The following is a 25,269-nucleotide window of genomic DNA, read 5'->3' as shown; positions in this document are numbered from 1 at the left end:
GCCCCGGCGGTTCAGACCTGCACGGCGGTGCCGCAGACCCCGCAGACCTCCAGCGTCTCCCGCCGCCACCGCGCGACCGGCACGAAGAACAGCGAGAACTGGCGGAACTGCCGGATGCGCGTCCACTGCGTCGTGTTGCCGCAGCGCGGGCAGGTGCGGACCTCGCCCGGCCCGAGGACCTTCTGCTTGGTGCCGAACCCGAAGAGGAGGAACATCCCGCCAGCCTAGGGACGGGACGGCGGGCCGGCCGTGCGTGCGACCCTGCTCCCGTGGCGCGGGTGGGACTGGTGCTGGGCGGGGGCGGCGTGGTCGGGCAGGCGTACCACGCGGGGGTGCTGGCGGTGCTGCAGCACGACGCGGGGTGGGACGCCCGCACCGCCGACGTCGTCGTGGGCACCTCCGCCGGCTCGATCACCGGCACCCTGCTGCGCGCCGGGGTCTCCCCGGAGGACCTCGCGGCCTGGACGGTGAAGGCGCCGCTGTCCGGCGAGGACGGCGTGCTGCGCACCATCGCCAGCGCCGAGGTGCCCGAGCTCGCGCCGTTCCGCCCGCTCGACGTGCTCCGCCGGCCGATGCGGCTGCCCGGGCCGCCGCTGGTCGCCCGCGCGCTGGCCCGCCCGTGGCGCTTCCGCCCGCTGGCCGCCGGCATGACCCTGCTCGCGCCCGGCCGGCACGACGTCGTGGCCCAGCTCGGCGCGCTCCGCGAGGTCGAGGGCCCGGACTGGCCCGAGTCCCTGTGGATCACCGCGGTGCGCCGCCGCGACGGCCGCCGCGTCGTCTTCGGCCGGCCCGGGTCGCCGCCCGCGCCGGTGCACCTCGCCGTCGCCGCCTCCTGCGCGGTGCCCGGCTACTTCGCCCCGGTGCAGATCGGCCGGCACGCCTACGTCGACGGCGGCGTGCACTCCGCCACCAACGCGGCGGTGCTGCGCGGCACCGGCGTCGACGTCGTCGTGGTCGTCGCGCCCATGAGCGGCTCGCCCGGGTGGCGGCAGGACCTCGCCGCCGCCATGCGCCGCTACGCCCAGCGGCAGCTCGTGCGGGAGGTGCGGGCGCTGGAGGCCGCCGGGATCCGCACGGTCGTGTTCACCCCCGGCGCGGCCGAGCAGGAGGTCATGGGCGCGGACATGATGGCGCGCGAGCGCCTCGACGAGGTGCTGCAGCAGTCGTTCCTGCGGGCCGGGGAGCACGCCGCCTCCCCGGAGGTGGCGGGGCTGCTGCGGCGGGCGGCCGGCCGGGACTGACCGGCGCTCCCCGTCCGGCCGGGTGTGACCGGCGTCCAGCGACTAGGTTCGTCCCCTGGACAGGACGTCGGCGCAGGGGGTGCACGTGGGCAGGTCGGTGCTGGTGACCGGCGGCAACCGGGGGATCGGGCTGGCCATCGCCCGCTCCTTCGCCGAGCAGGGCGACTCCGTGGCGGTCACCCACCGCGGCAGCGGCGCCCCCGACGGGCTGTTCGGCGTGCAGTGCGACGTCACCGACACCGAGGCCGTCGACCGGGCCTTCACCGAGGTCGAGGAGCACCAGGGCCCCGTCGAGGTGCTGGTGAGCAACGCCGGGATCACCCGCGACGGCCTGCTCATGCGCATGAAGGAGGACGACTTCGCCGACGTCCTCGACGCCAACCTGACCGCCGCCTACCGCGTCACGAAGCGCGCGGTGCCGAAGATGGTGCGCGCCCGGTCGGGGCGGATCGTGTTCATCAGCTCGGTGGTCGGGCTGCTCGGCTCGGCCGGCCAGACGAACTACGCGGCGAGCAAGGCCGGCCTCGTCGGCCTCGCCCGCTCGATCGCCCGCGAGCTCGGCAGCCGCAACGTCACCGCGAACGTCGTCGCGCCCGGCTTCGTGCGCACCGACATGACCGCGGAGCTGCCCGAGAAGCGGCAGCAGGAGATCCTCGGGCAGGTGCCGCTGGGCCGGTACGCCGAGGCCGACGAGATCGCCGCCGTCGTCCGCTTCCTCGCGAGCGACGCGGCCGGATACGTCACCGGGGCGGTCGTCCCGGTCGACGGCGGACTGGGGATGGGGCACTGATGAGCGGGATCCTCGAGGGCAAGCAGGTCCTCGTCACCGGCGTGCTGACCGAGGCGTCGATCGCCTTCGCCACCGCGCGGATCGCCCAGGAGCAGGGCGCCACCGTCGTGCTGTCGAACTTCGGCCGCGCGCTGTCGCTGTGCCAGCGGATCGCCAAGCGGCTGCCGCAGGAGGCGGCCGTCGTCGAGCTGGACGTGACGGACCCCGAGCACCTGGACTCCCTGGCCGGCCGGCTGCGCGAGGCCGGCCTCGACCGCCTCGACGGCGTCGTGCACTCCATCGGCTTCGCGCCGCAGGAGGCGATGGGGGAGGGCTTCCCCGAGGTCGCCTGGGAGCACGCGGCGACCGCGTTCCAGGTGTCGTCGTGGTCCTACGCCTCGCTCACCCAGGCCTGCCGGCCGCTGCTCGCGAACCCGTCCTCGGTCGTCGGGCTCACCTTCGACGCCTCGGTCGCCTGGCCGGTCTACGGCTGGATGGGCGCGGCCAAGGCGGCGCTGGAGTCGGTCAGCCGCTACGTGGCCCGCGAGCTCGGCCCCGACGGCGTGCGCTCGAACATCGTCGCCGCGGGCCCGCTGCGCAGCATGGCCATGAAGTCCATCCCGGGCAGCGCCCAGTTCGAGGAGGCGTGGGAGGGCCGCGCGCCGCTGGGCTGGTCGGTCACCGACACCGAGCCCGCCGGCAAGGCCGTCGTCGCGCTGCTCTCGGACTGGTTCCCCGCCACCACCGGAGAGATCGTGCACGTCGACGGCGGCTTCCACGCCGTGGGCGTGTGACGGGTCCCACCGTCCGTCCCGCATCCGCGCCTCCCGGCGCACAGGAAGAGAGCACGTGCCCCGCGCGACCGTCGACCTGCACCCCGGCCAGCGACCCGACGAGGACCCCTCGCTCGCCGTCCGCAACAACGGGGGCGCCCAGCCCTCCGCCACCCCCGCACCGCCCGGCCGCCGCGAGGCGCTGCTGGTCCTGTCCTTCGGCGGCCCCCGCGGCCACGACGACGTCATGCCGTTCCTGGAGAACGTCACCCGCGGCCGCGGCGTCCCGCGCGAGCGGCTGCTCGACGTCGCCGAGCACTACCACCACTTCGGCGGCGTCAGCCCGATCAACGAGCAGAACCAGGCGCTGGTCGCCGCCGTCGAGGCCGACCTCGCCGCGAACGGCGTCGACCTGCCCGTCTACTGGGGCAACCGCAACTGGGACCCCTACGTCGAGGACGTCTGGCAGCAGATGACCGACGACGGCATCGAGCACGTGTACGTGCTGGCCACGTCGGCCTACGCCTCGTACTCCGGCTGCCGGCAGTACCACGAGGACGTCGCCCGGGCCCGGATCGCCACCGGCGGGGGCCCGACGGCGGAGAAGCTGCCGCACTACTTCGACGGCGCCGGGTTCGTCCGCGCCAACGCCGACGCGCTCGCCGCCGCCCTCGCGGAGCTGCCCGAGGAGCACCGCGCCACCGCCCGGCTCGTGGCCACCGCGCACTCCATCCCCGACGCGATGGCCGCCGTCGCCGGCCCCGACGGGCACGCCTACGAGCACGAGCTCACGGCCGCCGCGCGCGCCGTCGTCGACGCCGTCGAGCCGGGGCGGGCCTTCGACCTCGTCTGGCAGTCGCGCAGCGGCCCGCCGTCGGTGCCGTGGCTGGAGCCCGACGTCAACGACCACCTGCGCGCGCTGCACGAGAACGGCGAGACGGCGGTCGTGCTGTTCCCCGTCGGCTTCGTCAGCGACCACCTCGAGGTGATCTGGGACCTCGACAACGAGGCGAAGGAGACCGCCGAGGAGCTCGGGCTGGCGTTCGTCCGAGCCGGCACGGCGGGCACCCACCCGGCGTTCGTGGCGATGGTCCGCGAGCTGCTGCAGGAGCGGCGCGCCGGCAGCGAGCCGCGGCTGGGCACCAACTGCCCGGCCTCCTGCTGCTTCGTCCAGCGCCCGGCGGCCCGCCCCGCCTGACCCGTTGACGGGGCCCGGCCCCCGGGAGGACCGTCGGTCCACCGGGGGCCGGACGAGGACGGTGGGCCATGACCCCTGACCCGGTCGGCGGGCGGACGGTCGACGTCGCTCCCGCCAACGCCGCGCAGCTGGGTGCCTGGGACGGCGCTCAGGGCGCGTTCTGGGCCGCGCAGGCCGACCGCTTCGACCGGGCGGTGGCCCGCTACGACGCCGCCTTCCTCGCCGCGGCGGAGCTCCGCCCGGGCGACCGGGTGCTCGACGTCGGCTGCGGCACCGGCGCCACCACCCGTGCGGCGGCGCGCGTCACCGGCTCCGCGCTCGGTGTGGACCTGTCCGCGGCGATGCTCGAGGTGGCCCGGCGGCGGGCGGCCGAGGAGGGCCTCGACGGCGCCCGGTTCGAGCAGGCCGACGCCCAGGTGGCGGCCTTCCCGCCGGCGTCCTTCGACGTGGCGGTCAGCCGCACCGGCGCGATGTTCTTCGCCGACCCGGTGGCCGCGCTGGCCAACGTCGGCCGCGCGCTGGTGCCCGGCGGCCGGCTGGTCCTGCTGGTGTGGCAGGCGCTGGAAGCCAACGAGTGGATGACCGAGATCCTCGGGGCGCTCGCCGCCGGGCGCCCGCTGCCCGCGCCGCCACCCGGCGCGCCGGGGCCGTTCTCCCTCGCCGACCCCGCCCGCGTCCGGCGGGTGCTGGCCGACGCGGGTCACGCTCAGGTGGAGGTCGAGGGTCTGGCCGAGCCGGAGTGGTTCGGCGCCGACGCCGACGACGCGGTCACCTTCGTCCTCGGCCTGGCCGGCTGGATGCTCGACGGCCTCGACGACGCCGCGCGCGAGGGGGCGGTCGCCGACCTGCGCCGCCGCATGGCGGCGCACGCCGGACCGGACGGCGTGGAGCTCGGCTCGGCCGCCTGGCTGGTCACCGCGCGCCGGGCGTGACCGCCTCCCGCCACACCGGCGCCACCGTGCGGGTGTAGCGGCGGCCGAACACGCGCGACAGCACGCCGGTCACCGGTGGGGGCACGGTGGCCCGCAGCGCCGCCCGGTCGCCGTCGCTGATCCCGTCGGTCAGCCAGGCGAAGAACGAGCCCGCGTCGGCGGGGGAGCGGTGCCGCAGCCGCCCGGTGACCGCCCGCCACTCGGCCGTCCCCTCGTGCCCGTGCAGCAGCGGCTCGAGCTCCTGCTCCTCGTGGTCGAGGTGGGCGCCGACCACCTCGCGGGTGCGCCCGACGCTCGCCCGGGCCGCGGCGGCGTCGGCCGCCGACCCGGTGCGGGCGAGCGCGGCCAGCGCGTCGCCGGTCTGCGCCAGGGCGGCCGACATCGCGGCGTGCTCGTCCTCCATCTCGGCGAGCAGGTCGGGGGCCACGCCGGTGCCGGCGAGGAAGGGCCAGACGTGGGCGTCCTCGCCCTCGTGGTGGTGGGTGAGCTCGCGCCGCAGGTTGGCGAAGGCCAGCCCGAGCCGGGCTGCGCGGTCCCGGTCGCCGTCGGGCCAGACCTCCAGCGCGGCGGCCAGGCGCTCGAGGTCGCGGCGGACCGCGTTGTGGATCAGGCCGTTCATCGTCGGCGCCGTCATGCCCGCGCACCGTAGCGCCGGGACGGCCGCCGGCGGGCGCTCAGGAGCGCGGGACGGCGTTGTACGCGGCGACGGTGGCCTCGCGGACCGCGTCGGCCAGCGGGCGCAGCGCGTCGTCGCGGGCGGCGGCCTGGCCGGAGGTGACCGCGCCGCCCGGGGTGTCGGCCATCGCCAGGTCCAGCACCCGCGACAGCCGCTGCGCGCGGGCCAGCACCGAGAGCGCGAGCGGGTCGGTGTCCGGCGGCAGGCCCGGCGCCCGCGCGCCGGCCAGGCCGCTCAGCAGCGCCGGCACCTCGGGGTGCCAGCGGGCGAGGTCGAGCCGGGCGAGGGTGCGGGCGGCGTCGCCGACGGCGAGGTCCAGCGCCCCGGAGACCGCGCGCAGCGACCCCTCCACCGGCGGGGGCGCCGGCGCGACGCCGGCCAGGTCGACCGCCGTCCAGGACACCACCTCCGGGCCGGCCGCCTCGGGCACCAGCGCCACCCGGTCACCCACCGCCGCCTGCCGGGCCTCCAGCGCGAGCGGCGCCAGGCCGGGCGCCGGCGGCAGCCCGCGCACGTCGCCGGGCACCGGCAGCACCAGCCGGACCCGCCGCTCGCCGAGGCCGCGCAGGGCGGTGAGCGCCCAGCCGAGCGGCACCGTGCCCTGTGACCCCGGCATCCCGGTGACCTGGTGGGCGCGGTCGTCGGCCAGCGCGTCCAGCGCTTCGTCGGTGGAGGTGCGGCCGGTCAGCCACGCGGTCGCCCAGACCGCGAACCGGCCCGCGAGGAGCTCGTGCACGCCGCGAGGCTACGTGGCGGGGACCCGTGGCGCGGCCGGGGAGCGCGGCCGGGTGGCGCGGCTCCCGCGTGCGGGCCGCCGACGGCGTCCCCGTCGTCTGGGAGACTGGGGGCATGGCTGCCTGGGTGCTCTGGCTGGTCGCGGCGGGCCTGCTGGCCGCCGGCGAGATCGCCGGCGGTGCGCTGGTCCTGCTGATGCTCGCCGGCGGTGCGCTGGGCGGTGCCGTCGCCGCGCTGGCCGGCGCGTCCGTGCCGTTCCAGCTGGTGGCGTTCCTGGGGCTGTCGGCGTTCCTGCTGGCCAGCGTCCGGCCGGTGGCGCGGGCGCACCTGGAGCGGGCGCCGGCCCACCGCGACGGCGTCCAGGCCCTGGTGGGCCGCACCGCCGTCGTCACCCGGGTGGTCGGTCGCTCCAGTGGCCGCATCCAGGTGGGCGCCGACGAGTGGACCGCCCGCAGCGAGTTCGACGACACCTACCCCGTCGGCACGACGGTGCGGATCCTGCAGGTCGAGGGCGCCACCGCGATCGTCGGCGAGGAGATCGGGTAGCGGCCGGACCGGGTGGCGCCGCCGCGCCGCTGACCAGCAGGATCGCCGTAGGGACCACCGACCCGGGAGGACGCCCGTGAGTGCCGCGCTGATCGTGCTGGTCGTCGCCGTCGTGCTGTTCGTGCTCGTCGCCGCCAAGAGCGTGACGATCGTGCCGCAGGCCCAGGCCAAGGTGGTGGAGCGCCTCGGTCGTTACAGCCGCACGCTCTCCCCGGGCCTGTCGCTGCTCGTGCCCTTCGTCGACCGGGTACGGGCCACCATCGACCTGCGCGAGCAGGTGGTGTCCTTCCCGCCGCAGCCGGTGATCACCGCCGACAACCTGCAGGTCGGCATCGACACCGTCGTCTACTTCCAGGTCACCGACCCGCGGCTGGCCGTGTACGGCATCGCGAACTACATCACCGGCATGGAGCAGCTGACCACGACGACGTTGCGCAACGTCGTCGGCGGGCTCAACCTCGAGGGCGCGCTCACCGGCCGCGACGGCATCAACAGCCAGCTGCGCGAGGTCCTCGACGGCACCACCGGCCCGTGGGGGCTGCGGGTGGCGCGGGTGGAGATCAAGGCGATCGACCCGCCGCCGTCGATCCAGGACTCCATGGAGAAGCAGATGCGCGCCGACCGCGACAAGCGGGCGATCATCCTGCAGGCCGAGGGCGCCCGGCAGTCGGCGATCACGACGGCGGAGGGGGAGAAGGCCTCGGCGATCCTGTCGGCCGAGGGCCGCAAGCAGGCGGCGATCCTCGAGGCGGAGGCCGAGCGGCAGAGCCGCATCCTGCGGGCCGAGGGCGACCGCGCCGCGCTGTACCTGCAGGCGCAGGGGCAGGCCAAGTCGATCGAGACGGTGTTCCAGGCGATCCACGACGGCAAGCCCGACCAGGGGCTGCTGGCCTACCAGTACCTGCAGACGCTGCCGCGGATCGCGCAGGGCGACGCGAACAAGATGTGGATCGTCCCGAGCGAGTTCACCAAGGCGCTCGAGGGCCTGTCCCGCCTCGGCGGCGGCGACGGCGAGAGCCGCTCGTTCCTCGACGTCCCGCCGTCGGGGGACGGGACGCCGGCCGCGCCGATGGACACCAGCGGCTGGTTCGAGTCGAGCCTGCCCCCGGCCGCGGAGCAGCCCGAGGCGCGCATCGAGATGAGCAGCATCGCCGACGCGGGGCCGGCGGTGCCCTCCCCGCAGCTGCCGCCGACGACCGACCTCGCCCGCGCCGCCGAGAACGGCATGGCCCGGCGGGACGAGGAGCCCCCGGCCTGACGGGGTCGTGCACCCCGGGGGGTGCACGCCGCCTCAGTCCTTGAGCAGGCCCTCGCGCAGCTTGGCCAGGGTCTGGCTGAGCAGCCGGGACACGTGCATCTGCGAGATGCCGATGTCGGCGGCGATCTGCGACTGGGTCATGTTGCCGAAGAACCGCAGGATGAGGATGCGCCGCTCGCGGGCCGGGATGGTGGCCAGCAGGGGCTGCAGCGACTCGCGGTACTCGACGCCCTCGAGCGCCGCGTCCTCCTCGCCGAGGGTGGCCGCCAGCGTGGGGGAGTCGTCCTCGCCGGAGAGCCGCTCGTCCAGCGAGCTGCTGCGGTAGGCGTTGGCCACCGCCAGCCCCTCGAGGACCTCCTCGCGCGGGATGCCCAGGTGCTCGGCCAGCTCCGACGGGGTGGGCGCGCGGCCGTTCTTCTGCGCGAGCTCGCCGACGGCGGAGTTCAGCGACAGGTGCAGCTCCTGCAGCCGGCGCGGTACCCGTACCGACCAGCCCTGGTCGCGGAAGTGCCGCTTGATCTCACCGGTGATCGTGGGCACGGCGAAGGAGAGGAACTCCACGCCGCGGTTCGGGTCGAACCGGTCGATCGCGGCGATGAGGCCCAGCGTGCCCACCTGCAGCAGGTCGTCGAAGGGCTCGCCGCGGTTGCTGAACCGGCGGGCGAAGTGCCGCACGAGGGGCAGGTGCTCCTCGACCAGGATCTCGCGCAGCCGCTCCCGCCGCGGGTCGTCCTTCTCCAGCGTCGCCAGCTCGGCGAACAGCGGGGCGGTGCGCTCGGCCCGGCGGCGGTTGTCCGACACCGGGGGGCTGTCGGACTCCGCGGTCAGCCGGTCGGTGGCCGGGGTGGCGCTGACCGCCTCCCCGCTGTCGGTCGTGTCCCCGGAGGAGGACGCGTCCTCGGGTGAGGTCGCGTCCTCGGCGGGGGTCGCGTCGTCGTGCAGTGGGTCCTCCTCGACGGCCCGGCTGCCTGCGGCCGCCGACGTCACGGAGCGACCGTGACGTCGCTGCTCAGGTCACGGTCGAGCCGGCCGACGGGGTCGCCCGGTCGCTGCCCGGGCAGGTACTTGTCCATGGAGATGACGGCGACGGCGGCGTCGCTGCCGTCGCCGGCCGGGACGGTCGCCTGGGTGGCGGGACGGCCCTCGACGTTGTCGGCGAGGGTCTGCAGCACCGTCCAGCCGAAGCCGTCGCGGGGCACGTCGGTGCCGTCGGCGGTGGGCACCCACGCGTCGATGTGCAGGCCGCTGCGGGTGGTCTCGAAGACCACGGTCAGGGGCGCGCCGCCGAGGGCGATCGCGGCGAGGGTCGCGCAGGCCTCGTCGACGGCCAGGCGCAGGTCCTCGACCGAGTCAAGGTCGTAGTCCATGCGGATGGCCAGGTCACCGGCCATCGCCCGCACCGCGGGGAGCTGGGTCGGCGTGCTCGGCACGCGCAGTTCCAGTCGTTCGGCGCGCCGCCCGTCCTGGGCGAGGGCACTCCTCGAGTCCGCCATCCGTCGTCTGCTCCTCATCGTCCGCCTCGGCCGCCCGCCCGCCGGAGGCGGGACGACGGCGACCGGCTCCAGTCTGCCCGCCGGGGTGCCCCCGGCGCCGGGCGGGGCGCGGGCACGGGCCCGGCTCTGCCGCCAGCAGGGTGGGTTACCCCGCGTCGCGCCCGGGCAAACGCCGCCCGGGGCGGGGGTGCGCGCGGTTGCCGGGCCCCCGCTCCTGTTGTCGACTTGTCCCGGATGAACGCCAGCCAGGGGAGCGCGCCGCCGGGGCCCCGTCCCGTCGTGGACGAGGGCCCGGCGGCATTGGTCGCGGCGCTGGAGGACGCGCCGTCGGCGCTGTGGTTCGTGACCGGACCGGAGCAGCACACGGTGTGGGCCAACGCCCGCGCCCGCGAGCTCGGCCCCGCCCCCGACGACCTGCCCGTGGTGGGCGGCCGCCCCGTCGCCGAGATCGTGGCCAGCGTCCTGCGCACCGGCCGGCCGGAGACGCTCAGCGGCTCCCTCGTGCACGGCGGCCCGCCGGTGACGGTGTCGGTGCGCCCGCTGGCGGCCGGCGGCGACCCCGGCGCGGTGCTCGTCGTCGAGGGCGGGGACGGCGCCGCGCCGCTGCCCGGCGACGGCGAGACCCCGCCCGACGTGGTCGCGGAGGCCCAGCACTCGCTGCTGCCGCCGTCGCTGCCGCTGCTGCCCGACGTCCGGCTGTCCGGCAGCTACCACCCCGCCACCTCCGAGCGGGCCGCCGGCGGCGACTGGTACGACGTCGTCCCCCTCGGCCACGGCCGGCTGGCCCTGGTCATCGGCGACGCCGTCGGCTCCGGGGTCCCGGCGGCCGCGGCGATGAGCCGGCTGCGCGGGGCCATGCGCTCCAGCGCGCTGCGCGACCCCGCCCCGGCCGCGGTGCTCGCGGCCCTCGACGACTTCGCCGCCCAGATGGACGACGTCCAGGGCGCCTCGGTCTTCTACGCCGTCCTGGACGTCGCGACCGGCGGGCTGTCGTTCGCCGCCGCCGGGCACCCCGCGCCGCTGCTGGTGCACGCCGACGGCAGCACGGGCTACCTGCCGGTCACCGCCCGCCCGCCGCTGGGCACCCTGCCGGGCGCCGCCACCCCGGTCGCCCGGGCGGAGCTCGAGCCCGGCGCCACCCTCGTCCTCTACTCCGACGGCGCCGTCGCCGCGCCCGGCCCGCCGCCCTCGGAGGGGCTCGGCCGGCTCACCGAGGTGGCCCGCGCCGCGCTCGCCGACCCCGACGCGCTCGACGCCGAGGCGGTGGCGGGGCTCGCCGCGCGCATCGCCGGCGGGCTGCTCACCGGCGACGGCCGCCCCGACGACGTCGCCGTCCTGGTGGCCCACCGCCGGGCGCGGTCGGTGGAGCCGCTGCGCCTGGACCTCACCGCCGTCCCCGCGGCGCTGCCGGCCGTCCGCCGCCGGCTGTCGGCCTGGCTCACCACCCTCGGCATGGGCGAGCAGGACCGGGTCGGGGTGATGGTGGCCGTGGGGGAGGCCTGCGCCAACGCCGCCGAGCACGCCTACCGCGGCACGGAGCCCGGGCCGATGCAGGTGACGGCGGCGGTCGACGTCGACGGCGTCCTCACCGTCACCGTCCACGACGAGGGCACCTGGCGCCCGCCGGACCGCGACCCCGGCGACCGCGGCCGCGGGCTGCTGATCATGCGCCAGCTCGTCGACGGCATGGTCGTGCGCGGCGAGCACGGCACCACCGTCACGCTGCGCACCCGGCTGCGGCAGACGCCCGACGAGGAGCCCGAGCACCCGGCGGGCGGCACCGACGCGAGCATCGTCGTCGACCGGGAGGGCGAGGGCCCGGTGGTGCGGGCGGCCGGCGACGTCGACATGGTCAGCGCCGAGCAGCTGCGCATCCGCCTGCTCGAGGCCAGCCACGGCGGCACCGTCCGGGTCGAGCTCGACCTCGGCGAGGTCACCCTCTTCAGCAGCGCCGCGGTGCGGGTGGTGCTCGCCGTGGCCGCCATCGCGGAGGCCGAGGGCTGGCGGCTGGTCGTGCACGCCCCCGCCGGCGGCGTGACCCGGCACATCCTCGAGGTCAGCGGGCTGGAGCGGCTGGTCGAGCTGCGCTGACGGGTGGCGCCCGTTTACGGGGCCGCCCCGGTGCCCATCCACGCAGGGTGAGACTCCGGCGCAGCGACGTGCACGGCCCCGGCTGGACCCGGCGGCGTGCCGGCCGCGGCTTCTCCTACCGCGACCAGACCGGCGCGCTGATCCGCGACGCCGACCGGCTCGAGCGGATCAAGGGCATCGCCATCCCGCCCGCCTGGCAGGACGTCTGGATCTGCCCGTGGCCCAACGGGCACATCCAGGCCACCGGCCTCGACGCCGCCGGGCGGCGGCAGTACCGCTACCACGACGCCTGGCGGGCCCGCCGCGACGCCGAGAAGCACGAGCGGGTGCTGGCCATCGCCTCCGAGCTGCCCGACGTCCGCGAGCGGGTGGCCGCCGCGCTGCGCACCCGCGGTCCCAACCGCGAGCGCGTCCTCGCCTGCGCGCTGCGGCTGCTCGACCTCGGCACCTTCCGCATCGGCAGCGAGGAGTACGCCGAGGAGAACGGCACCTACGGGCTGGCCACGCTGCGCCGGGAGCACGTCACGGTGCGCGGCGAGCGCACCTACTTCCGCTACACCGCCAAGGGCAGCATCGAGCGGGAGGTCGAGATCACCGACCGCCCGACGGCGACCGTCGTCCGGCAGCTGCTCGAGCGGCCCGACGACGCCGGCGACGAGCTGTTGGCCTACCAGCTCGAGGACGGCACCTGGCGCGACGTCACCAGCGACGAGATCAACGCCTACCTCAAGGAGGTCAGCGGCGCGGAGATTACCGCCAAGGACTTCCGGACGTGGAACGCCACGGTGATGATGGCCGCCGCGCTCGCCGAGCAGCCGGCGCCGAAGAACAAGACGGTGCGCAACAAGACGATCCGCGAGGCCTACGTGCGGGTGTCCGAGCACCTCGGCAACACGCCGGCGGTGTGCAAGGCCAGCTACGTGGACCCGCGGGTGGTCGACCGGTACGAGCACGGCGAGACGGTGGCCGCGGCGCTGGCCGAGCTGGCCGACTCCGAGGGCACCCGCGACACCCAGAAGGTGCTCGAGCAGGCGGTGTGTCGCCTCCTGTCCGCTTAGCCGGCCCCTGCAGGGGCCCGCCGCGAGCGTGCGAGCGGTGGGGGGCAGGGGGTCCTTCCGGCGTCTCCTGTCCGCCTGACCCGGCCGACCGGGTCCGGAACGACGCGAGGCCCCGCCGGAGCGGGGCCTCGCAGGGTGGTACGGGGTCGTGCGGAGGCAGGTCAGCGGGCGCTGCTGTCCACGATCGTGAACAGGTCGATCAGGCCGGTGACCTCCAGCGGGCGGGTGACCGCCCGGGTGGTGGCGACCAGGCGCAGCTCGACCTCGCGGGCGCGCGCCGACTTCTGCGTCTCGACGAGGACGGCCAGCCCGGCGGAGCCGAGGAACTGGACGCCGGACAGGTCGATGACCAGCTCGCGGGGCTGCTGCTCGAGCTGGGTGTCCAGCGAGGAGCGCAGCACCGGGGCGGTGAAGGTGTCGACCTCGCCGACGACCGTCACCGTGACCGCGCCGTCCTCACCGGTGGAGGTCGAGAGCGTGATCACGTCGTCGAAGGGTGCCTCCGTGCCCTCGTTCGACACGTCGTGCTGCCCCCCGGCGGGCAGGTCGGATGCGGTCACGGACACAGCTCCTCTCAGTGGCCACGCCGATCGGGGCGGCCACCGGTCAATCTACCGCCGCGCGGGCCGGGGGTGTCGTCGCCCCCGAGCTGTCGCGCGGTCCTGGGAGCACCGCCGGCGGTCGGCCGGGCGGCGCGTACGGCTGACTGCTCAACCGCACGCCCAAACGTAGACAACCGGATGGCAGACCGCCAACCAGCCCGGGCGGGTGCCCGGGCCGGTCGGCGGATCGGGTGAGGAGATGCGTCCGGCCAGGTGACCGGGGCAGCCCGTGCCGGGGGCCTCCCGGGACGGGCCCCAGGAGCCGATCAGGAGCCGATCAGGAGTCGATGACGTGGACCGCGGACTCCTCCGGGCCCTCGCCGCCGGCCCGGACGTCGGCGGTCGCCTCGACGTCGTCGGCGGTCTTGTTCGTGCCGGAGTCGCTGTCGAAGGTCGTCGAGGTGTCCTGCTCCAGCTGCATCGCGGCGGCCTGCGGGTCCTCGGCGGGGCGGACGCCGGGCTGCACGTCGGGCACCTCGCGGTCGAGCCGGCCGCTCAGCGGCTCGCCGGCGGACTGCTCGTAGGCGGTGGTGCCGGTGTCGAGGACGGCGCCGGGGTCCTCGCCGGGCATCGGCGCGAACTCCGGGTCCTCCGCGGACTGCATCGTCGGCGAGTCGTCCTGGGCGACCTCCGGGATCCCCTCGTCCTCGGGGAAGACGTCCCGGGCGGTCTGGCCCTCGGTGCGCGGGGCGCCGGCGTCGTCGTGGGTGCCGGTCAGGCCGCGCTCGTCGTCGGGGAAGTCGGCGTCGTTCTGGGCGGAGTGCAGCGCACCGCTGTTCTCGGTCACGGGGTCCCTTCCTCTCGGGCCGCCGGGACACCGGTCCCGGCGGCGGGCTGCCCTCCGCCTACCCGCCGCCCGGCGGGCCATGCGGGCAGGCGCGTTCCTCCCGTCACGGCATGAGGCGGTGCACGACCGGGTAGCGGGCGGCCATGGCGATCCCCGACGAGGTGCAGCGGACCATCGAGCCGGTCCGCCGCTGGGCGCAGGACCAGGAGCGCGGCTACAACGGCGACGAGGACCGCCCGCTCGGCGGCTTCCTCGGCGCGATGGGCGTCTACAGCGCCGCCGTCGCCGCGGGCGCCGCCGTCGTCCGCGCCTCCGGCCGCGAGCTGCCCTCCCGCATCCCCCTCGGCGACGCGCTGCTGCTGACGGTCGGCACCTTCCGGCTGGCCCGCCGCATCGCCAAGGACCCGGTCACCAGCCCGCTGCGCGCCCCGTTCGCCCGCTTCCAGGGCGCGTCGGGCGAGGCGGAGCTCGCCGAGGACCTGCGCGTGGAGCACGGCTGGAAGCACGCCGTCGGTGAGCTGGTCACCTGCCCGTTCTGCCTGGCGCAGTGGGTGGGCACCGCGTTCGTCTTCAGCTACGTGGCCGCGCCGCGCGCGACCCGGCTGGCGGCGCTGACGATGACGATGGTGGCCGGCTCCGACGTCCTGCAGTTCGCCTACGACGCGCTGCAGAGCAGCGTCACCGGCGGCGGGGACGACCAGCAGGACGACGCGCAGGACGATCCGCAGGACGACGACACGGCCGGCCGGCACGCCGAGCAGGTCTGAGGACGGAGGACGCCCGCTTCCCCCGGGCGGAGGAGATCGACGGCATCCGTGCTGCTGAGCGGCCCGGTCCGCACCTATCCTGCGGGCCGGCCGCCCTCCGGCCGGTGTGCTCGGTCCGGCCCGGGGAAGGGGAGTGGAGATGCGCTCGATCTGGCGCGGCGCGGTCTCGTTCGGCCTGGTCAGCATCGGGGTGAAGCTGTACACCGCCACCGAGGACAAGGACGTCCGCTTCCACCAGGTGCACGCCGCCGACGGCGGGCGGGTGAAGTACAAGCGGGTCTGCTCGATCGACGGCGAGGAGATCGAGTACGGGGACATCGCCAAGGGCTACGAGCTGCCCGACGGGCAGCTGGTGATCCTCACCGACGACGACCTCGCCGAGATGCCGCTGGCCACCCGCCGCGAGATCGAGGTCCTGCAGTTCGTCGACCAGGGCGACATCGACCCGGTGCAGTACGAGAAGACCTACTACCTGGAGCCCGACGGCCCGGCCACGCGCCCCTACGTGCTGCTGCGCGACGCGCTGGAGAACACCGGCCGCGTCGCCATCACCAAGATCGCGCTGCGGCAGCGGGAGTCGCTGGCCGCGCTGCGGGTCAAGGACGGCGTGCTGGTCCTGCACACGATGCGCTGGCCCGACGAGATCCGCCGTCCCGACTTCGGCTTCCTCGACGAGGACGTGTCGGTGCGCCCGCAGGAGCTGCAGATGGCCGAGGCGCTCATCGGCTCCATGACCGGCGAGTTCGACCCGACCGAATTCAGCGACGACTACCGCGAGGCCATGACCGCGCTGCTGGAGGCCAAGGCCAGCGGCGGCGAGGTCCAGCCGGTCCCCGAGACCGCCGACCCCGGCGCGGCCGTGGTCGACCTCATGAGCGCGCTGCGGCGCAGCGTCGAGCGGGCCCGCGGGGGAGCGGCCGACGACGACGCTGCTGACGACGACGCTGCTGACGAGCCCGCGCCGGCGCCCCGCCGCCGCGCCCGCGCCGCGGCCGCCGACGACGAGCCCGCGCCGGCCAGGCGCGCGCCCGCGAAGAAGGCCGCCGCGAAGAAGACGCCGGCGAAGAAGGCCGCCGCCGAGGAGCCGCCGGCCCGCACGACCCGCGCCCGCAAGGTCACCGCCGCCAAGAAGGAGCCGGCCAAGCGCACCTCGCGGCGCAGCGCCTGACGGTGCGCCACGCCCTCCCCGAGCCCCCCGTGCCGGGGCCGATGCTCGCCGTCGCCGGCGAGCTGCCGCCCCGCGCGCAGGACGCGGAGTGGGGCTACGAGTTCAAGTGGGACGGCGTCCGCGCGGTCACCGCGGTCCGCGGCGGCCGGGCGGAGCTGTGGGCGCGCAGCGGCACCCCGATCACCGTCCGTTATCCCGAACTCGGCCGCGTGCCGGACGCGCTGGCCGGGGCCGACGTCGTCGTCGACGGCGAGGTGGTGGCCCTCGACCGGCTCGGCCGGCCCGACTTCGGGCTGCTGCAGGGGCGGATGCACCGCACCGGCGGCGCCGAGGTGGCCCGCCTGGCCGCCGCCGCGCCGGTCACCTACCTCGTCTTCGACGTCCTCGCCGTCGGCGGGCGCAGCCTGCTGCACCTGCCGTGGACCGAGCGCCGCGAGCGCCTCGACGACCTCGGCGCCCAGGGGCACCGCTGGGTGACCACCCCGTGGTTCACCGGTGGTGGCGCCGGGGTGCACGCCGCCAGCCGGGACAACGGCCTCGAGGGCGTGGTGGCCAAGCGGCTGGACTCCGCCTACCGCCCCGGCGTGCGCGCGCCGGAGTGGCGCAAGGTCAAGCACGTCCGCATGCAGAGCGTCGTCGTCGGCGGGTGGCGGCCGGGCAAGGGCCGGCGGGCCGGGGGAGTGGGCTCGCTGCTGGTCGGCGTCCACGACGACGACGGACGCCTGGTCTACGCCGGCCACGTCGGCACCGGCTTCACCGACGCGATGCTGCGCGACCTCGGCGCCGCGCTCGCCCCCCGCCGCACCTCGCCGTTCGCCGACGCCCTGCCCCGCGACGTCGCCCGCGACGCGCAGTGGGCCGAGCCGGACCTGGTCGGCGAGGTGGCCTTCGCGGCGTGGACCGCCGACGGCCGGATGCGCCACCCTGCGTGGCGGGGGCTGCGCGACGACCTCGACGTCGAGGACGTCGTCGTGGAGTGGTCCCCGTGAGGGGGACGGCGTGAGGTGGGCGGCGTGAGGTGGGCACGGTGAAGCAGCGGGTGCGGGTCGAGGGCCGGCAGCTGTCGGTCTCCAACCTCGACAAGGTGATCTTCCCCGAGGTCTCGTTCACCAAGGCCGCGGTGATCGACTACTACGTGCGGATCGCCCCGGTGCTGCTGCCGCACCTGTCCGGGCGGCCGGTGACCTTCACCCGCTGGCCCGACGGCGTCGAGGGGCAGGCGTTCTTCGAGAAGAACACCGCGCGCCACGCGCCGGACTGGGTGCGCAGGGTGACCGTGCCCAGCCCCGGGAGCTCGCGGGACCGCGAGGTGCTGGAGATGGTCGTCCTCGAGACCGTCGCCGACCTCGCCTGGGCGGCCAACCTCGCGGCGCTGGAACTGCACGTCCCGCAGTGGCAGGTCGGCAGCAAGCTCCAGCCGGCGCTGCCCGACCTGCTCGTGCTGGACCTCGACCCCGGCCCGCAGGCCGGCATCGCCGAGTGCTGCGACCTCGCGGAGCGGCTGCGCGTCAAGCTCGTGGCCGACGGCCTCGACCCGGTGGTCAAGACGTCGGGCTCCAAGGGCATGCAGGTCTACGCGCCGATCCGGGTCACCGACCGCGAGCACCCCTCCCGCTACGCCAAGGCGCTGGCGCAGGAGCTCACCGCCGAGACGCCCGACCGCGTGGTCTGGCGGATGGAGAAGGCGCTGCGGCCGGGCAAGGTGCTCGTCGACTGGAGCCAGAACAACCCGGCCAAGACGACGGTGGCGCCCTACTCGCTGCGGGCCCGGCCCGACGCCCCGGTGTCGACGCCGATCGGCTGGGACGAGGTGGACGCCGTCCGCGGCGGCGCCGACCCCGGCGAGCTGCGGTTCCGCACCGAGGAGGTGCTCGCCCGGGTGGAGGAGTACGGCGACCTGTTCGACGTGGCGGACCGCACCCGCTCCCGGCTGCCCACGGTGTAGCCACGGTCTAGCCACGGTCTAGCCACGGTGCAGCCGCGGCGGCCGGCTCTGCGAGCATGTCGTCCCGTGTCCGCCGCCCCGCTCGCGCACGACCCCGCCACCACCGACGTCGGGCGGCTGGTCGTCCGCTGCCCCGACCGCCCGGGCATCGTGGCGGTGCTCTCCCGCCTGCTGGCCGACGTCGGCGCCAACATCATCGAGTCGCAGCAGCACTCCTCGGACCCGACCGGCGGCACGTTCACGCTGCGGCTGGAGTTCGTGCTGCCCGGGCTGGCGCAGCGGCGCGGCCAGCTCGAGGGCGCGCTCGACCTGCTCGCCGCGCAGTGGCAGCTGACCTGGCGGCTCTCGGAGGCCGCGCGCCGCCCGCGGGTGGCGGTGTTCGTGTCGAAGACCGACCACGTGCTGCAGGAGCTGCTCTACCGGGTCAGCGCCGGCGACCTGCGCGCCGACATCGTCGCCGTCGTCTCCAACCACCCCGACCTCGAGCCGGTCGCCGCCGCGGCGGGCGTGCCGTTCCACCACGTGCCGGTCCCGCCGGACGGGAAGGAGCAGGCCGAGGCGCGAGCCCTGGAGCTGGTCGGCGACGTCGACCTCGTGGTGCTCGCCCGCTACATGCAGATCGTCTCGGCCGACTTCTGCAGCCGCTTCCCCGAGCGGCTGATCAACATCCACCACAGCTTCCTGCCGGCGTTCGTCGGCGCGAACCCCTACCGCGCGGCGCACGACCGCGGCGTGAAGCTCATCGGGGCGACGGCGCACTACGTGACCCCCGACCTCGACGCCGGCCCGATCATCGAGCAGGAGGTGGCCCGGGTCGACCACCGCGCCACCGTGGAGGACATGCGCCGGGTGGGCCGCTACGTCGAGCGGCAGGTGCTGGCCCAGGCGGTCACCTGGCACGTCGAGGACCGCGTGGTCGTCGAGGGCGACCGCACGATCGTCTTCGCCTGAGCCCCCGTCCCGTTCCCCGGGCCCCTCCTCCCGCGTCGCGGAGGAGGGGCCCGGCGTGTGTCCGGGGCCCGGCCGCGGGTACCGCACCCCTGCACGACGTCCCCCGTTCTCCCGCCCTTGATTTGACTGGATCAAGAAACGGGGGTTGGGTGGGAGCCGATGGAGACGACCTGGGCGCACCGGCTGCGCGACGCGGGGCTGCGGGTGACGCGGCCCCGGCTCGCGGTCCTCGACGCCCTGGCCGGCCATCCCCACGCCGACGCGGACACGCTGGTCACGGTGGCCCGCGCGGCACACCCTCCGCTCTCGCCGCAGGCGGTGTACGGGGTGCTCAGGGCGCTGGTCGCCGTCGGCCTGGCCCGCAGGGTCGAGCCCGCCGGCGCCCCGGCGCTCTACGAGGTCCGCGTGGGGGACAACCACCACCACCTGGTCTGCCGTTCGTGCGGCGCGGTGACCGACGTCGACTGTCCGGTCGGCGCGGCCCCGTGCCTCTCCCCGTCGGACGCGTCCGGCTTCGTCGTCGACGAGGCCGAGGTCGTGTTCTGGGGGCTCTGCCCCGACTGCCGGGACGCCGGCCGCCCCGCGGCCGCCGTCCCGGTCGCACAGCACCACAACCGAGGAGGAACAGGAGCATGACCGACGTCGCATCGCAGGGCGCGGCCCCGAGCGAGGCCGACCGCCCCGTCCTGACGAACCGTCAGGGCCACCCGGTCTACGACAACCAGAACCAGCGGACGGTGGGCGCGCGCGGCCCGGCGACCCTGGAGAACTACCAGTTCCTCGAGAAGATCAGCCACTTCGACCGCGAGCGGATCCCCGAGCGCGTCGTCCACGCGCGCGGCTTCGTCGCCTACGGCGAGTTCGAGGCCACGGGGAAGTGGGGCGACGAGCCCATCGAGCGCTACACCCGCGCCAAGTTCCTGAACGCCCCCGGCAAGAAGACCGAGCTGGCGATCCGCTTCTCCACCGTCATCGGCGGCCGCGACTCCTCCGAGGCCGCCCGCGACCCGCGGGGCTTCGCCGTCAAGCTCTACACCGAGGACGGCAACTGGGACCTCGTCGGCAACAACCTCGCGGTCTTCTTCATCCGCGACGCCATCAAGTTCCCCGACGTCATCCACTCCCTGAAGCCGGACCCGATCACCTTCCGGCAGGAGCCGGCCCGGATCTTCGACTTCATGTCGCAGACCCCCGAGGCCATGCACATGCTCGTCAACCTGTTCTCGCCGCGCGGCATCCCGTCGGACTACCGGCACATGCAGGGCTTCGGCGTGAACACCTACAAGTGGGTCGACGCCGAGGGCGGGACCCACCTGGTGAAGTACCACTGGATCCCGAAGCAGGGCGTCAAGAGCCTCACCGCCGCCGACGCCGCGGCCATCCAGGCGAACGACCTCGGGCACGCCACGAAGGACCTCTACGAGGCCATCGAGAACGGCGACTTCCCGCAGTGGGACCTCTACGTCCAGCTGATGAGCGACGACGACCACCCCGAGCTCGACTTCGACCCGCTCGACGACACCAAGGTGTGGCCGGAGAACGACTTCGAGCCCAAGCTCGTCGGGACGATGACGCTCAACCGGAACGTCAGCGACCACCACAACGAGAACGAGCAGAGCGCCTTCGGCACCGGCGTCCTCGTCGACGGCCTCGACTTCTCCGACGACAAGATGCTGGTCGGCCGGACGTTCTCCTACTCCGACACCCAGCGCTACCGGGTGGGCCCGAACTACCTGCAGCTGCCGGTCAACTCGGCCAAGGGCGCGACGGTCCACACCAACCAGCGCGGCGGCCAGATGTCCTTCGGCGTGGACCTGGGCCCGGGGCAGAACCCGCACGTGAACTACGAGCCGTCGATCACCGGCGGCCTGCGGGAGGCCCAGTACCCGACGCACGACGAGCAGGGCCCGGAGATCACCGGCCGGCTCACCCGCAAGCGCATCCCCCGGACCGACGACTACACGCAGGCCGGGCAGCGCTACCAGCTCATGGACCAGTGGGAGAAGGACGACCTGGTCAAGAACCTGGTCGACAACATCTCCGAGGCGGTCCGCCCCGTCCAGGAGCGGATGGTCTGGCACTTCTTCATGTGCGACGACGAGCTCGGCCAGCGCGTCGGAGAGGGGCTCGGCATCTCCGCGGACGACGTCCGCGGGCTCGAGCCGCTGCAGACCCAGACGCTGTCGGAGGCGGAGCTGCAGCGCGCGGCCAACCTCGGCAAGAACGGCCCGCGCGACGTCACCGGCCTCCGGATGACGCACTGCGTGCCCAACGAGCGCGTCGAGGTGCGCTTCGGCGCCTGACGCGCGCATGCGTCACGCGGCGGGCCGCGACCGGATCCCGGTCGCGGCCCGTCGCCGTTCCGGGACCTTCCGCTGGCCGGGAGCCGAGTGGGGCCCCGCGCGCGCTCCACCTAGCGTCGGTCGACCGCACCGCGCCCTCGCCGTGGAGGACCGATGAGCACGACCCCCGTGCGCCCGACCGCACCCGGGACGGCGTCCCGCGCCGCCGGCTGGGTCGCGCCGCTCTGCTGGATCGCCGTCCTGCTCGACGGCTTCGACCTCGTCGTCGTCGGCACCGTCGTGCCCACGCTCCGGGAGCCGGAGGAGTACGCCCTCACCGGCAGCGGCGCGACCGTGGTGATCACCGTCGGCCTGGTCGGCATGATGATCGGCGCGCTGACCATCGGCACGCTCACCGACCTGGTGGGCCGCCGCAAGGCGCTGATCGGCGCGGTCGTGTCCTTCTCGCTGTTCACGCTGCTGTGCGCCCTCGCGCCGAACGAGACGGTCTTCGGCGTGCTGCGCTTCCTCGCCGGCATCGGCCTGGGCGGCTGCCTGCCGACCGCCATCGCGATGGTCAACGAGTTCAGCCGGTCGGGGCGCAGCGGCCGCGCCACCACGACGATCATGACCGGCTACCACGTCGGTGCCGTCGCCACCGCGGCCCTCGCGATCGCGGTCATCCCCTCGCTGGGCTGGCGGTGGATGTTCGTCATCGGCGCCGCGCCCGCGCTCGTGCTGGTCCCGCTGATGCTGGCGAAGCTGCCGGAGTCGCCCGCGTACCTGCTCGCCGCGGGCCGGCGCGCGGAGGCCGAGGAGGTGGCCCGCGCCAACGGGCTGACGCTGGAGGCCCCGACCGGTCCGGCGACCCCGGCGGAGGCCGGGTCGGGTGCGGCCGCGACGGTCCGGTCGCTGTTCACCGGCGGGTACGCCCGCAACACCCTGGCCATCGGCGTGACCTCGTTCATGGGCCTGCTGCTGGTCTACGGCCTCAACAACTGGCTGCCGACCATCATGCGGGACGCCGGCTACGACCTCGGCGACTCGCTGGCGTTCCTGCTCGTGCTCAACGTCGGCGCGATCGTCGGCCTGCTCGTCGCCGGGACGGTCGCCGACCGCATCGGTGCCCGCCTCGCCGGGATGATCTGGTTCGCCTCGGGCGCGCTGTTCCTGGCGCTGCTGTCGGTGCGGCTGCCCACCGCGGGGCTGTACCTGATGTGCTTCCTGACCGGCTGCTTCGTCTTCTCCGCGCAGGTGCTCGTCTACGCCTTCACCAGCGCCAACCACCCCTCGGCGGTGCGCGCGACGGCGCTGGGCTGGTCGGCGGGGGCCGGGCGGATCGGCGCCATCGTCGGCCCGGTGATCACCGGCACGCTGGTGACGGCCGGCATCGCCTTCCCGTGGGGCTTCTACGTCTTCGCCGTCGTCGGGGCGCTGGGCGCGGTGGCGCTGAGCGTCACGCGGGCGCTGCGCACCGCCCGCTGAGGGCGTCCCCCAGCGGGCGGTCCGGTCAGTCGCCCTGGCGGCGGTCCTGCTCGGCGAGGAAGCGCTCGAACTCCGCGCCGATCTCGTCGCCGCTGGGCACCTCGCCGACGCTGCCGAGCAGGTCGCTGCCCTCCCGGGCGGCGGTGAACTGGTCGTACTGCTGCTCGAGGGCGGCGACGACGGCGGTGTTGTCCGAGGAGCGGGCGATCTGCTCGTCGACCTCGGTGCGGTGCTGCTGGGCGGCCTCGCGCAGCGTCTCCGTGGGCAGCAGCAGGCCGGTCAGCCGGCCGACGTGCTCGAGCAGCGTGAGCGTCGCCGCGGGGAAGGTGGCCTGGGCCAGGTAGTGCGGCACGTGCGCGGCCACGCCGAGCGCGTCGACACCGGCCTCGCCGAGCCGCAGCTCCAGCAGGGCCGAGGCGCTGCCCGGGATCCGCAGGTCACCCCAGTAGACGGGGTAGGACTCGATGAGCGAGCGGCGGGTGGCGTGCGCGGTCACCGTGACCGGCCGGGTGTGCGGCACGGGCATGGGGATGGCCTGCAGCGCCACCACCGACGTCACCCCGAGCTCCTCCACGAGAGAGGTGACGGCGCCGGTGAACGCCTCCCAGCGGTAGTCCGGCTCGGGGCCGTGCAGCAGCAGGAACGGCTCGCCGGAGTCGTCCTCCAGCGCGCTGAGCAGGATCTCCGGGGCGTCGAAGGACTCGTAGCGATCGCCGGAGAACGACATCCGCGGGCGCCGGGCGCGGTAGTCGACCAGCAGGTCGGCGTCGAGCCGGGCGATCGTGCGGTGCGGCAGCGTCTCGAGCAGGTGCCCGGCCGCCAGCGCCGCCGACGACGCCGCGTCGAAGTCGCCGGAGAGGGCGTGCAGGAGCACCAGGCCGCGCCGGTGCTCCGGCGCGCCCACCTCCGCCTCGGCGGCGAGGAACGGCTCGGCATCGGGGAGCAGCTCGACGAGCTCCTCCGGTAGCTGCGCCACGGTGGGCACCTCCTGCTGGTCGTCGTCAGCAGGGAGCAGCGCCGGCGGGCGGCGCCGCATTCCCGGCCTCACCCGCGGCGGGACCCTCCGCCGCGGGCGCCCGGGTGAGCACGGCCCCGTCGTCGCCGCCCGCGACCCGGGCGTGCGTGCCGTCGCCGGCCACCTCCGGGTGGCGGCCGTCGAAGACGTCGCGCACGTACCGGTAGGTGACGGCGATGAGCGCGGCGACCGGCACGCCGAGGAAGGCGCCGATGATCCCGGCCAGGCTGCTGCCGGCGGTGACGGCGAGGATGACCACCGCGGCGTGCAGGTTGAACCCGCGGCCCTGGATGATCGGCTGCAGCACGTTGCCCTCGAGCTGCTGCACGAGCAGCACGATCCCGAAGACGATGAGCGCCACGGTGAAGCCCTCGTCGACCAGCGCGATCAGCACCGCGAACGCGCCCGCGACGAAGGCGCCGATGATCGGGATGAACGCGCCGAAGAAGGTGAGCACGGCCAGCGGGATGACCAGCGGCACGTCGAGGATCCACAGCCCCAGGCCGATGAAGAACGCGTCGACGAAGCCGACCAGCGCCTGCTGCTTGATGAACTCCGACAGCGTCGACCACGTCTTCTGCGACAGCGCGGCCACGTGCGGGGCGGCCTTCGGCCCGGCCTGCGCGGCCAGCCACGGCACCCAGCGCGGGCCGTCCTTGATGAAGAAGAAGGCGAGCACCAGGGCCAGCACCAGGTTGATCAGCCCGTTGCCGACGGCGGAGGCCCCGGTCGCGGCGTAGCCGGCGATGTTGGAGGCGTTCGCCTGCACCGAGTCGATCGCCTGGTCGACGTACTGGCCGAGCTGCTCCTCGTCGACGTTGAACGGCGGGCCCTGCAGCCACTGCTGCACCTGCTGCAGGCCGCTGGCGAACTGGTCGGCGAGGTCGGTGACCTGGGCGGCGACCTGCGGGGCGATGACCGCGATGATCCCGCCGATCAGCGCGAGGAACAGCAGCAGGACGAGGGCCGCGGCCAGTGCGGGGGGCCAGCCGTGCCGGCGCAGGAACCGGGTGGGCGGCCACAGCACGGTGGCGAACAGCAGCCCGAGGATGATCGGCAGCAGGATCACCCACAGCCGGCCGAGCACCCACCCGACGACGACGAGCGCCGCGGCGATGAGCAGCAGCTGCGCCGACGCGATCGCCAGCGTGCGGGTGGCCTCCCGCGCCCGCTCGCCGCGCTGCCAGGTGGGCGTGGGCGCCACGGTGGCCCGGTGGTCGCCGGTGCGCGGGTCGCCCTGCCCGCCCTCGCCGGTCAGCTCGGGCACGGGGTGCTCGGACGACCGCCGGCCGCCGTCCCCGCCGGGCGGGCGGACCGCGGGGCCGCCCGCGGCGGACGCGCCGGCCGGTGCGGAGTCCCGGCGTCCGGGAAGGCGGAACCTCATGGACTCCATCGCACCACGGATCACCGGTGCCCACCGGTCGGGCCGGGGTCGGCATCCCGGGGCGCCGACCGGGTACGGAGGGCCTGCCGGGGACCCCGCCCCGGTCCGTCCCG

At 75.3% G+C, this 25,269-nt stretch carries 26 protein-coding genes; 17 read left to right on the top strand and 9 right to left on the bottom strand.

Annotated features, from left to right (window positions below; all coding sequences use genetic code 11):
• Positions 1 to 11: 11 nt before the first annotated feature.
• Positions 12 to 215, bottom strand: coding sequence for a zinc-ribbon domain-containing protein (locus BUE37_RS11180; RefSeq protein WP_073420226.1), 204 nt, complete (start codon positions 213 to 215; stop codon positions 12 to 14).
• Positions 216 to 269: 54 nt separating this feature from the next.
• On the opposite strand from BUE37_RS11180, the gene BUE37_RS11175 reads away from it, so the two are divergent.
• The 5 genes from BUE37_RS11175 to BUE37_RS11155 all read left to right on the top strand — a co-directional run bounded on the left by BUE37_RS11175 (position 270) and on the right by BUE37_RS11155 (position 4,913).
• A complete protein-coding gene (locus tag BUE37_RS11175) occupies positions 270 to 1,241 on the top strand; it encodes a patatin-like phospholipase family protein (protein ID WP_073420225.1) in 972 nt (323 codons plus the stop codon).
• 85 nt (positions 1,242 to 1,326) lie between these two features.
• A complete protein-coding gene (fabG, locus tag BUE37_RS11170) occupies positions 1,327 to 2,031 on the top strand; it encodes a 3-oxoacyl-[acyl-carrier-protein] reductase (protein ID WP_073420760.1) in 705 nt (234 codons plus the stop codon).
• Positions 2,031 to 2,804, top strand: a complete 774-nt coding sequence (gene fabI, locus BUE37_RS11165; RefSeq protein ID WP_073420224.1) for an enoyl-ACP reductase FabI — start codon at positions 2,031 to 2,033, stop codon at positions 2,802 to 2,804. Before fabG ends, fabI begins: the two co-directional genes overlap by 1 nt.
• A 55-nt stretch (positions 2,805 to 2,859) precedes the next feature.
• The gene (locus tag BUE37_RS11160; RefSeq protein ID WP_083628563.1) at positions 2,860 to 3,981 is read left to right on the top strand and encodes a ferrochelatase; all 1,122 of its coding nucleotides are present in this window, start codon (positions 2,860 to 2,862) and stop codon (positions 3,979 to 3,981) included.
• Positions 3,982 to 4,049: 68 nt separating this feature from the next.
• Positions 4,050 to 4,913: a class I SAM-dependent methyltransferase gene (locus BUE37_RS11155; RefSeq protein ID WP_073420223.1), complete on the top strand. Its 864-nt coding sequence runs from the start codon at positions 4,050 to 4,052 to the stop codon at positions 4,911 to 4,913.
• Here the strand turns inward: BUE37_RS11155 and BUE37_RS11150 are convergent.
• Both BUE37_RS11150 and BUE37_RS11145 read right to left on the bottom strand, forming a co-directional pair.
• Entirely contained in the window at positions 4,894 to 5,547 is a 654-nt protein-coding gene (locus BUE37_RS11150) for a hemerythrin domain-containing protein (protein WP_073420222.1), read from the bottom strand. The genes BUE37_RS11155 and BUE37_RS11150 overlap by 20 nt on opposite strands.
• A gap of 40 nt (positions 5,548 to 5,587) precedes the next feature.
• Positions 5,588 to 6,325 (bottom strand): hypothetical protein, encoded by a 738-nt coding sequence (locus tag BUE37_RS11145; protein WP_073420221.1) that lies wholly within the window; start codon positions 6,323 to 6,325, stop codon positions 5,588 to 5,590.
• A 113-nt stretch (positions 6,326 to 6,438) separates the two neighbouring features.
• On the opposite strand from BUE37_RS11145, the gene BUE37_RS11140 reads away from it, so the two are divergent.
• Positions 6,439 to 6,870 (top strand): NfeD family protein, encoded by a 432-nt coding sequence (locus BUE37_RS11140; RefSeq protein WP_073420758.1) that lies wholly within the window; start codon positions 6,439 to 6,441, stop codon positions 6,868 to 6,870.
• Between the two features lie 76 nt (positions 6,871 to 6,946).
• On the top strand, positions 6,947 to 8,128 hold the full coding sequence (locus tag BUE37_RS24820) for an SPFH domain-containing protein (protein ID WP_073420220.1): 1,182 nt from the start codon (positions 6,947 to 6,949) through the stop codon (positions 8,126 to 8,128).
• Positions 8,129 to 8,161: 33 nt separating this feature from the next.
• Here the strand turns inward: BUE37_RS24820 and BUE37_RS11130 are convergent, their stop codons facing one another.
• Positions 8,162 to 9,115: an RNA polymerase sigma factor SigF gene (locus BUE37_RS11130; protein WP_083628562.1), complete on the bottom strand. Its 954-nt coding sequence runs from the start codon at positions 9,113 to 9,115 to the stop codon at positions 8,162 to 8,164.
• The gene (locus tag BUE37_RS11125) at positions 9,112 to 9,558 is read right to left on the bottom strand and encodes an ATP-binding protein (RefSeq protein ID WP_245794519.1); all 447 of its coding nucleotides are present in this window, start codon (positions 9,556 to 9,558) and stop codon (positions 9,112 to 9,114) included. Before BUE37_RS11125 ends, BUE37_RS11130 begins: the two co-directional genes overlap by 4 nt.
• Before the next feature lie 342 nt (positions 9,559 to 9,900).
• Between BUE37_RS11125 and BUE37_RS11120 the strand changes: the two genes are divergently transcribed.
• A complete protein-coding gene (locus BUE37_RS11120; protein ID WP_245794517.1) occupies positions 9,901 to 11,712 on the top strand; it encodes a SpoIIE family protein phosphatase in 1,812 nt (603 codons plus the stop codon).
• Between the two features lie 47 nt (positions 11,713 to 11,759).
• Positions 11,760 to 12,770, top strand: coding sequence for a DNA topoisomerase IB (locus tag BUE37_RS11115; protein WP_073420217.1), 1,011 nt, complete (start codon positions 11,760 to 11,762; stop codon positions 12,768 to 12,770).
• A gap of 161 nt (positions 12,771 to 12,931) precedes the next feature.
• Here the strand turns inward: BUE37_RS11115 and BUE37_RS11110 are convergent, their stop codons facing one another.
• Positions 12,932 to 13,330: an STAS domain-containing protein gene (locus BUE37_RS11110; RefSeq protein ID WP_073420756.1), complete on the bottom strand. Its 399-nt coding sequence runs from the start codon at positions 13,328 to 13,330 to the stop codon at positions 12,932 to 12,934.
• A 319-nt stretch (positions 13,331 to 13,649) separates the two neighbouring features.
• Complete coding sequence (locus tag BUE37_RS11105) at positions 13,650 to 14,159, bottom strand: hypothetical protein (protein ID WP_073420216.1); 510 nt, start codon at positions 14,157 to 14,159, stop codon at positions 13,650 to 13,652.
• Positions 14,160 to 14,302: 143 nt separating this feature from the next.
• On the opposite strand from BUE37_RS11105, the gene BUE37_RS11100 reads away from it, so the two are divergent.
• The 8 genes from BUE37_RS11100 to BUE37_RS11065 all read left to right on the top strand — a co-directional run bounded on the left by BUE37_RS11100 (position 14,303) and on the right by BUE37_RS11065 (position 22,757).
• The gene (locus tag BUE37_RS11100; RefSeq protein WP_083628560.1) at positions 14,303 to 14,926 is read left to right on the top strand and encodes a DUF1360 domain-containing protein; all 624 of its coding nucleotides are present in this window, start codon (positions 14,303 to 14,305) and stop codon (positions 14,924 to 14,926) included.
• A 139-nt stretch (positions 14,927 to 15,065) separates the two neighbouring features.
• Positions 15,066 to 16,094 carry a non-homologous end joining protein Ku gene (gene ku, locus BUE37_RS11095; RefSeq protein ID WP_073420754.1) on the top strand — a complete coding sequence of 343 codons (1,029 nt, stop codon included), beginning with the start codon at positions 15,066 to 15,068 and terminating at the stop codon, positions 16,092 to 16,094.
• A 29-nt stretch (positions 16,095 to 16,123) separates the two neighbouring features.
• Positions 16,124 to 17,083, top strand: coding sequence for a non-homologous end-joining DNA ligase (gene ligD, locus BUE37_RS11090; protein WP_245794515.1), 960 nt, complete (start codon positions 16,124 to 16,126; stop codon positions 17,081 to 17,083).
• A 38-nt stretch (positions 17,084 to 17,121) separates the two neighbouring features.
• Positions 17,122 to 18,039 (top strand): non-homologous end-joining DNA ligase, encoded by a 918-nt coding sequence (gene ligD, locus BUE37_RS11085; protein ID WP_245794513.1) that lies wholly within the window; start codon positions 17,122 to 17,124, stop codon positions 18,037 to 18,039.
• Positions 18,040 to 18,105: 66 nt separating this feature from the next.
• Positions 18,106 to 18,990 (top strand): formyltetrahydrofolate deformylase, encoded by an 885-nt coding sequence (gene purU, locus BUE37_RS11080; RefSeq protein ID WP_073420215.1) that lies wholly within the window; start codon positions 18,106 to 18,108, stop codon positions 18,988 to 18,990.
• A 159-nt stretch (positions 18,991 to 19,149) separates the two neighbouring features.
• Positions 19,150 to 19,626 carry a Fur family transcriptional regulator gene (locus BUE37_RS11075; protein ID WP_073420214.1) on the top strand — a complete coding sequence of 159 codons (477 nt, stop codon included), beginning with the start codon at positions 19,150 to 19,152 and terminating at the stop codon, positions 19,624 to 19,626.
• Positions 19,623 to 21,293, top strand: coding sequence for a catalase (locus tag BUE37_RS11070; protein WP_073420213.1), 1,671 nt, complete (start codon positions 19,623 to 19,625; stop codon positions 21,291 to 21,293). Before BUE37_RS11075 ends, BUE37_RS11070 begins: the two co-directional genes overlap by 4 nt.
• A gap of 153 nt (positions 21,294 to 21,446) precedes the next feature.
• Positions 21,447 to 22,757, top strand: coding sequence for an MFS transporter (locus tag BUE37_RS11065; RefSeq protein ID WP_073420212.1), 1,311 nt, complete (start codon positions 21,447 to 21,449; stop codon positions 22,755 to 22,757).
• Positions 22,758 to 22,782: 25 nt separating this feature from the next.
• Here BUE37_RS11065 and BUE37_RS11060 read toward each other — a convergent pair whose 3' ends face one another.
• Positions 22,783 to 23,733 carry a proteasome assembly chaperone family protein gene (locus tag BUE37_RS11060; protein WP_073420752.1) on the bottom strand — a complete coding sequence of 317 codons (951 nt, stop codon included), beginning with the start codon at positions 23,731 to 23,733 and terminating at the stop codon, positions 22,783 to 22,785.
• 25 nt (positions 23,734 to 23,758) lie between these two features.
• A complete protein-coding gene (locus tag BUE37_RS11055) occupies positions 23,759 to 25,039 on the bottom strand; it encodes an AI-2E family transporter (RefSeq protein WP_073420211.1) in 1,281 nt (426 codons plus the stop codon).
• Between the last annotated feature and the right edge of the window lie 230 nt (positions 25,040 to 25,269).

Source organism: Geodermatophilus nigrescens (assembly GCF_900129495.1).
GTDB lineage: Bacteria > Actinomycetota > Actinomycetes > Mycobacteriales > Geodermatophilaceae > Geodermatophilus > Geodermatophilus nigrescens.
This window is presented reverse-complemented; position numbering and strand designations above follow the sequence as displayed.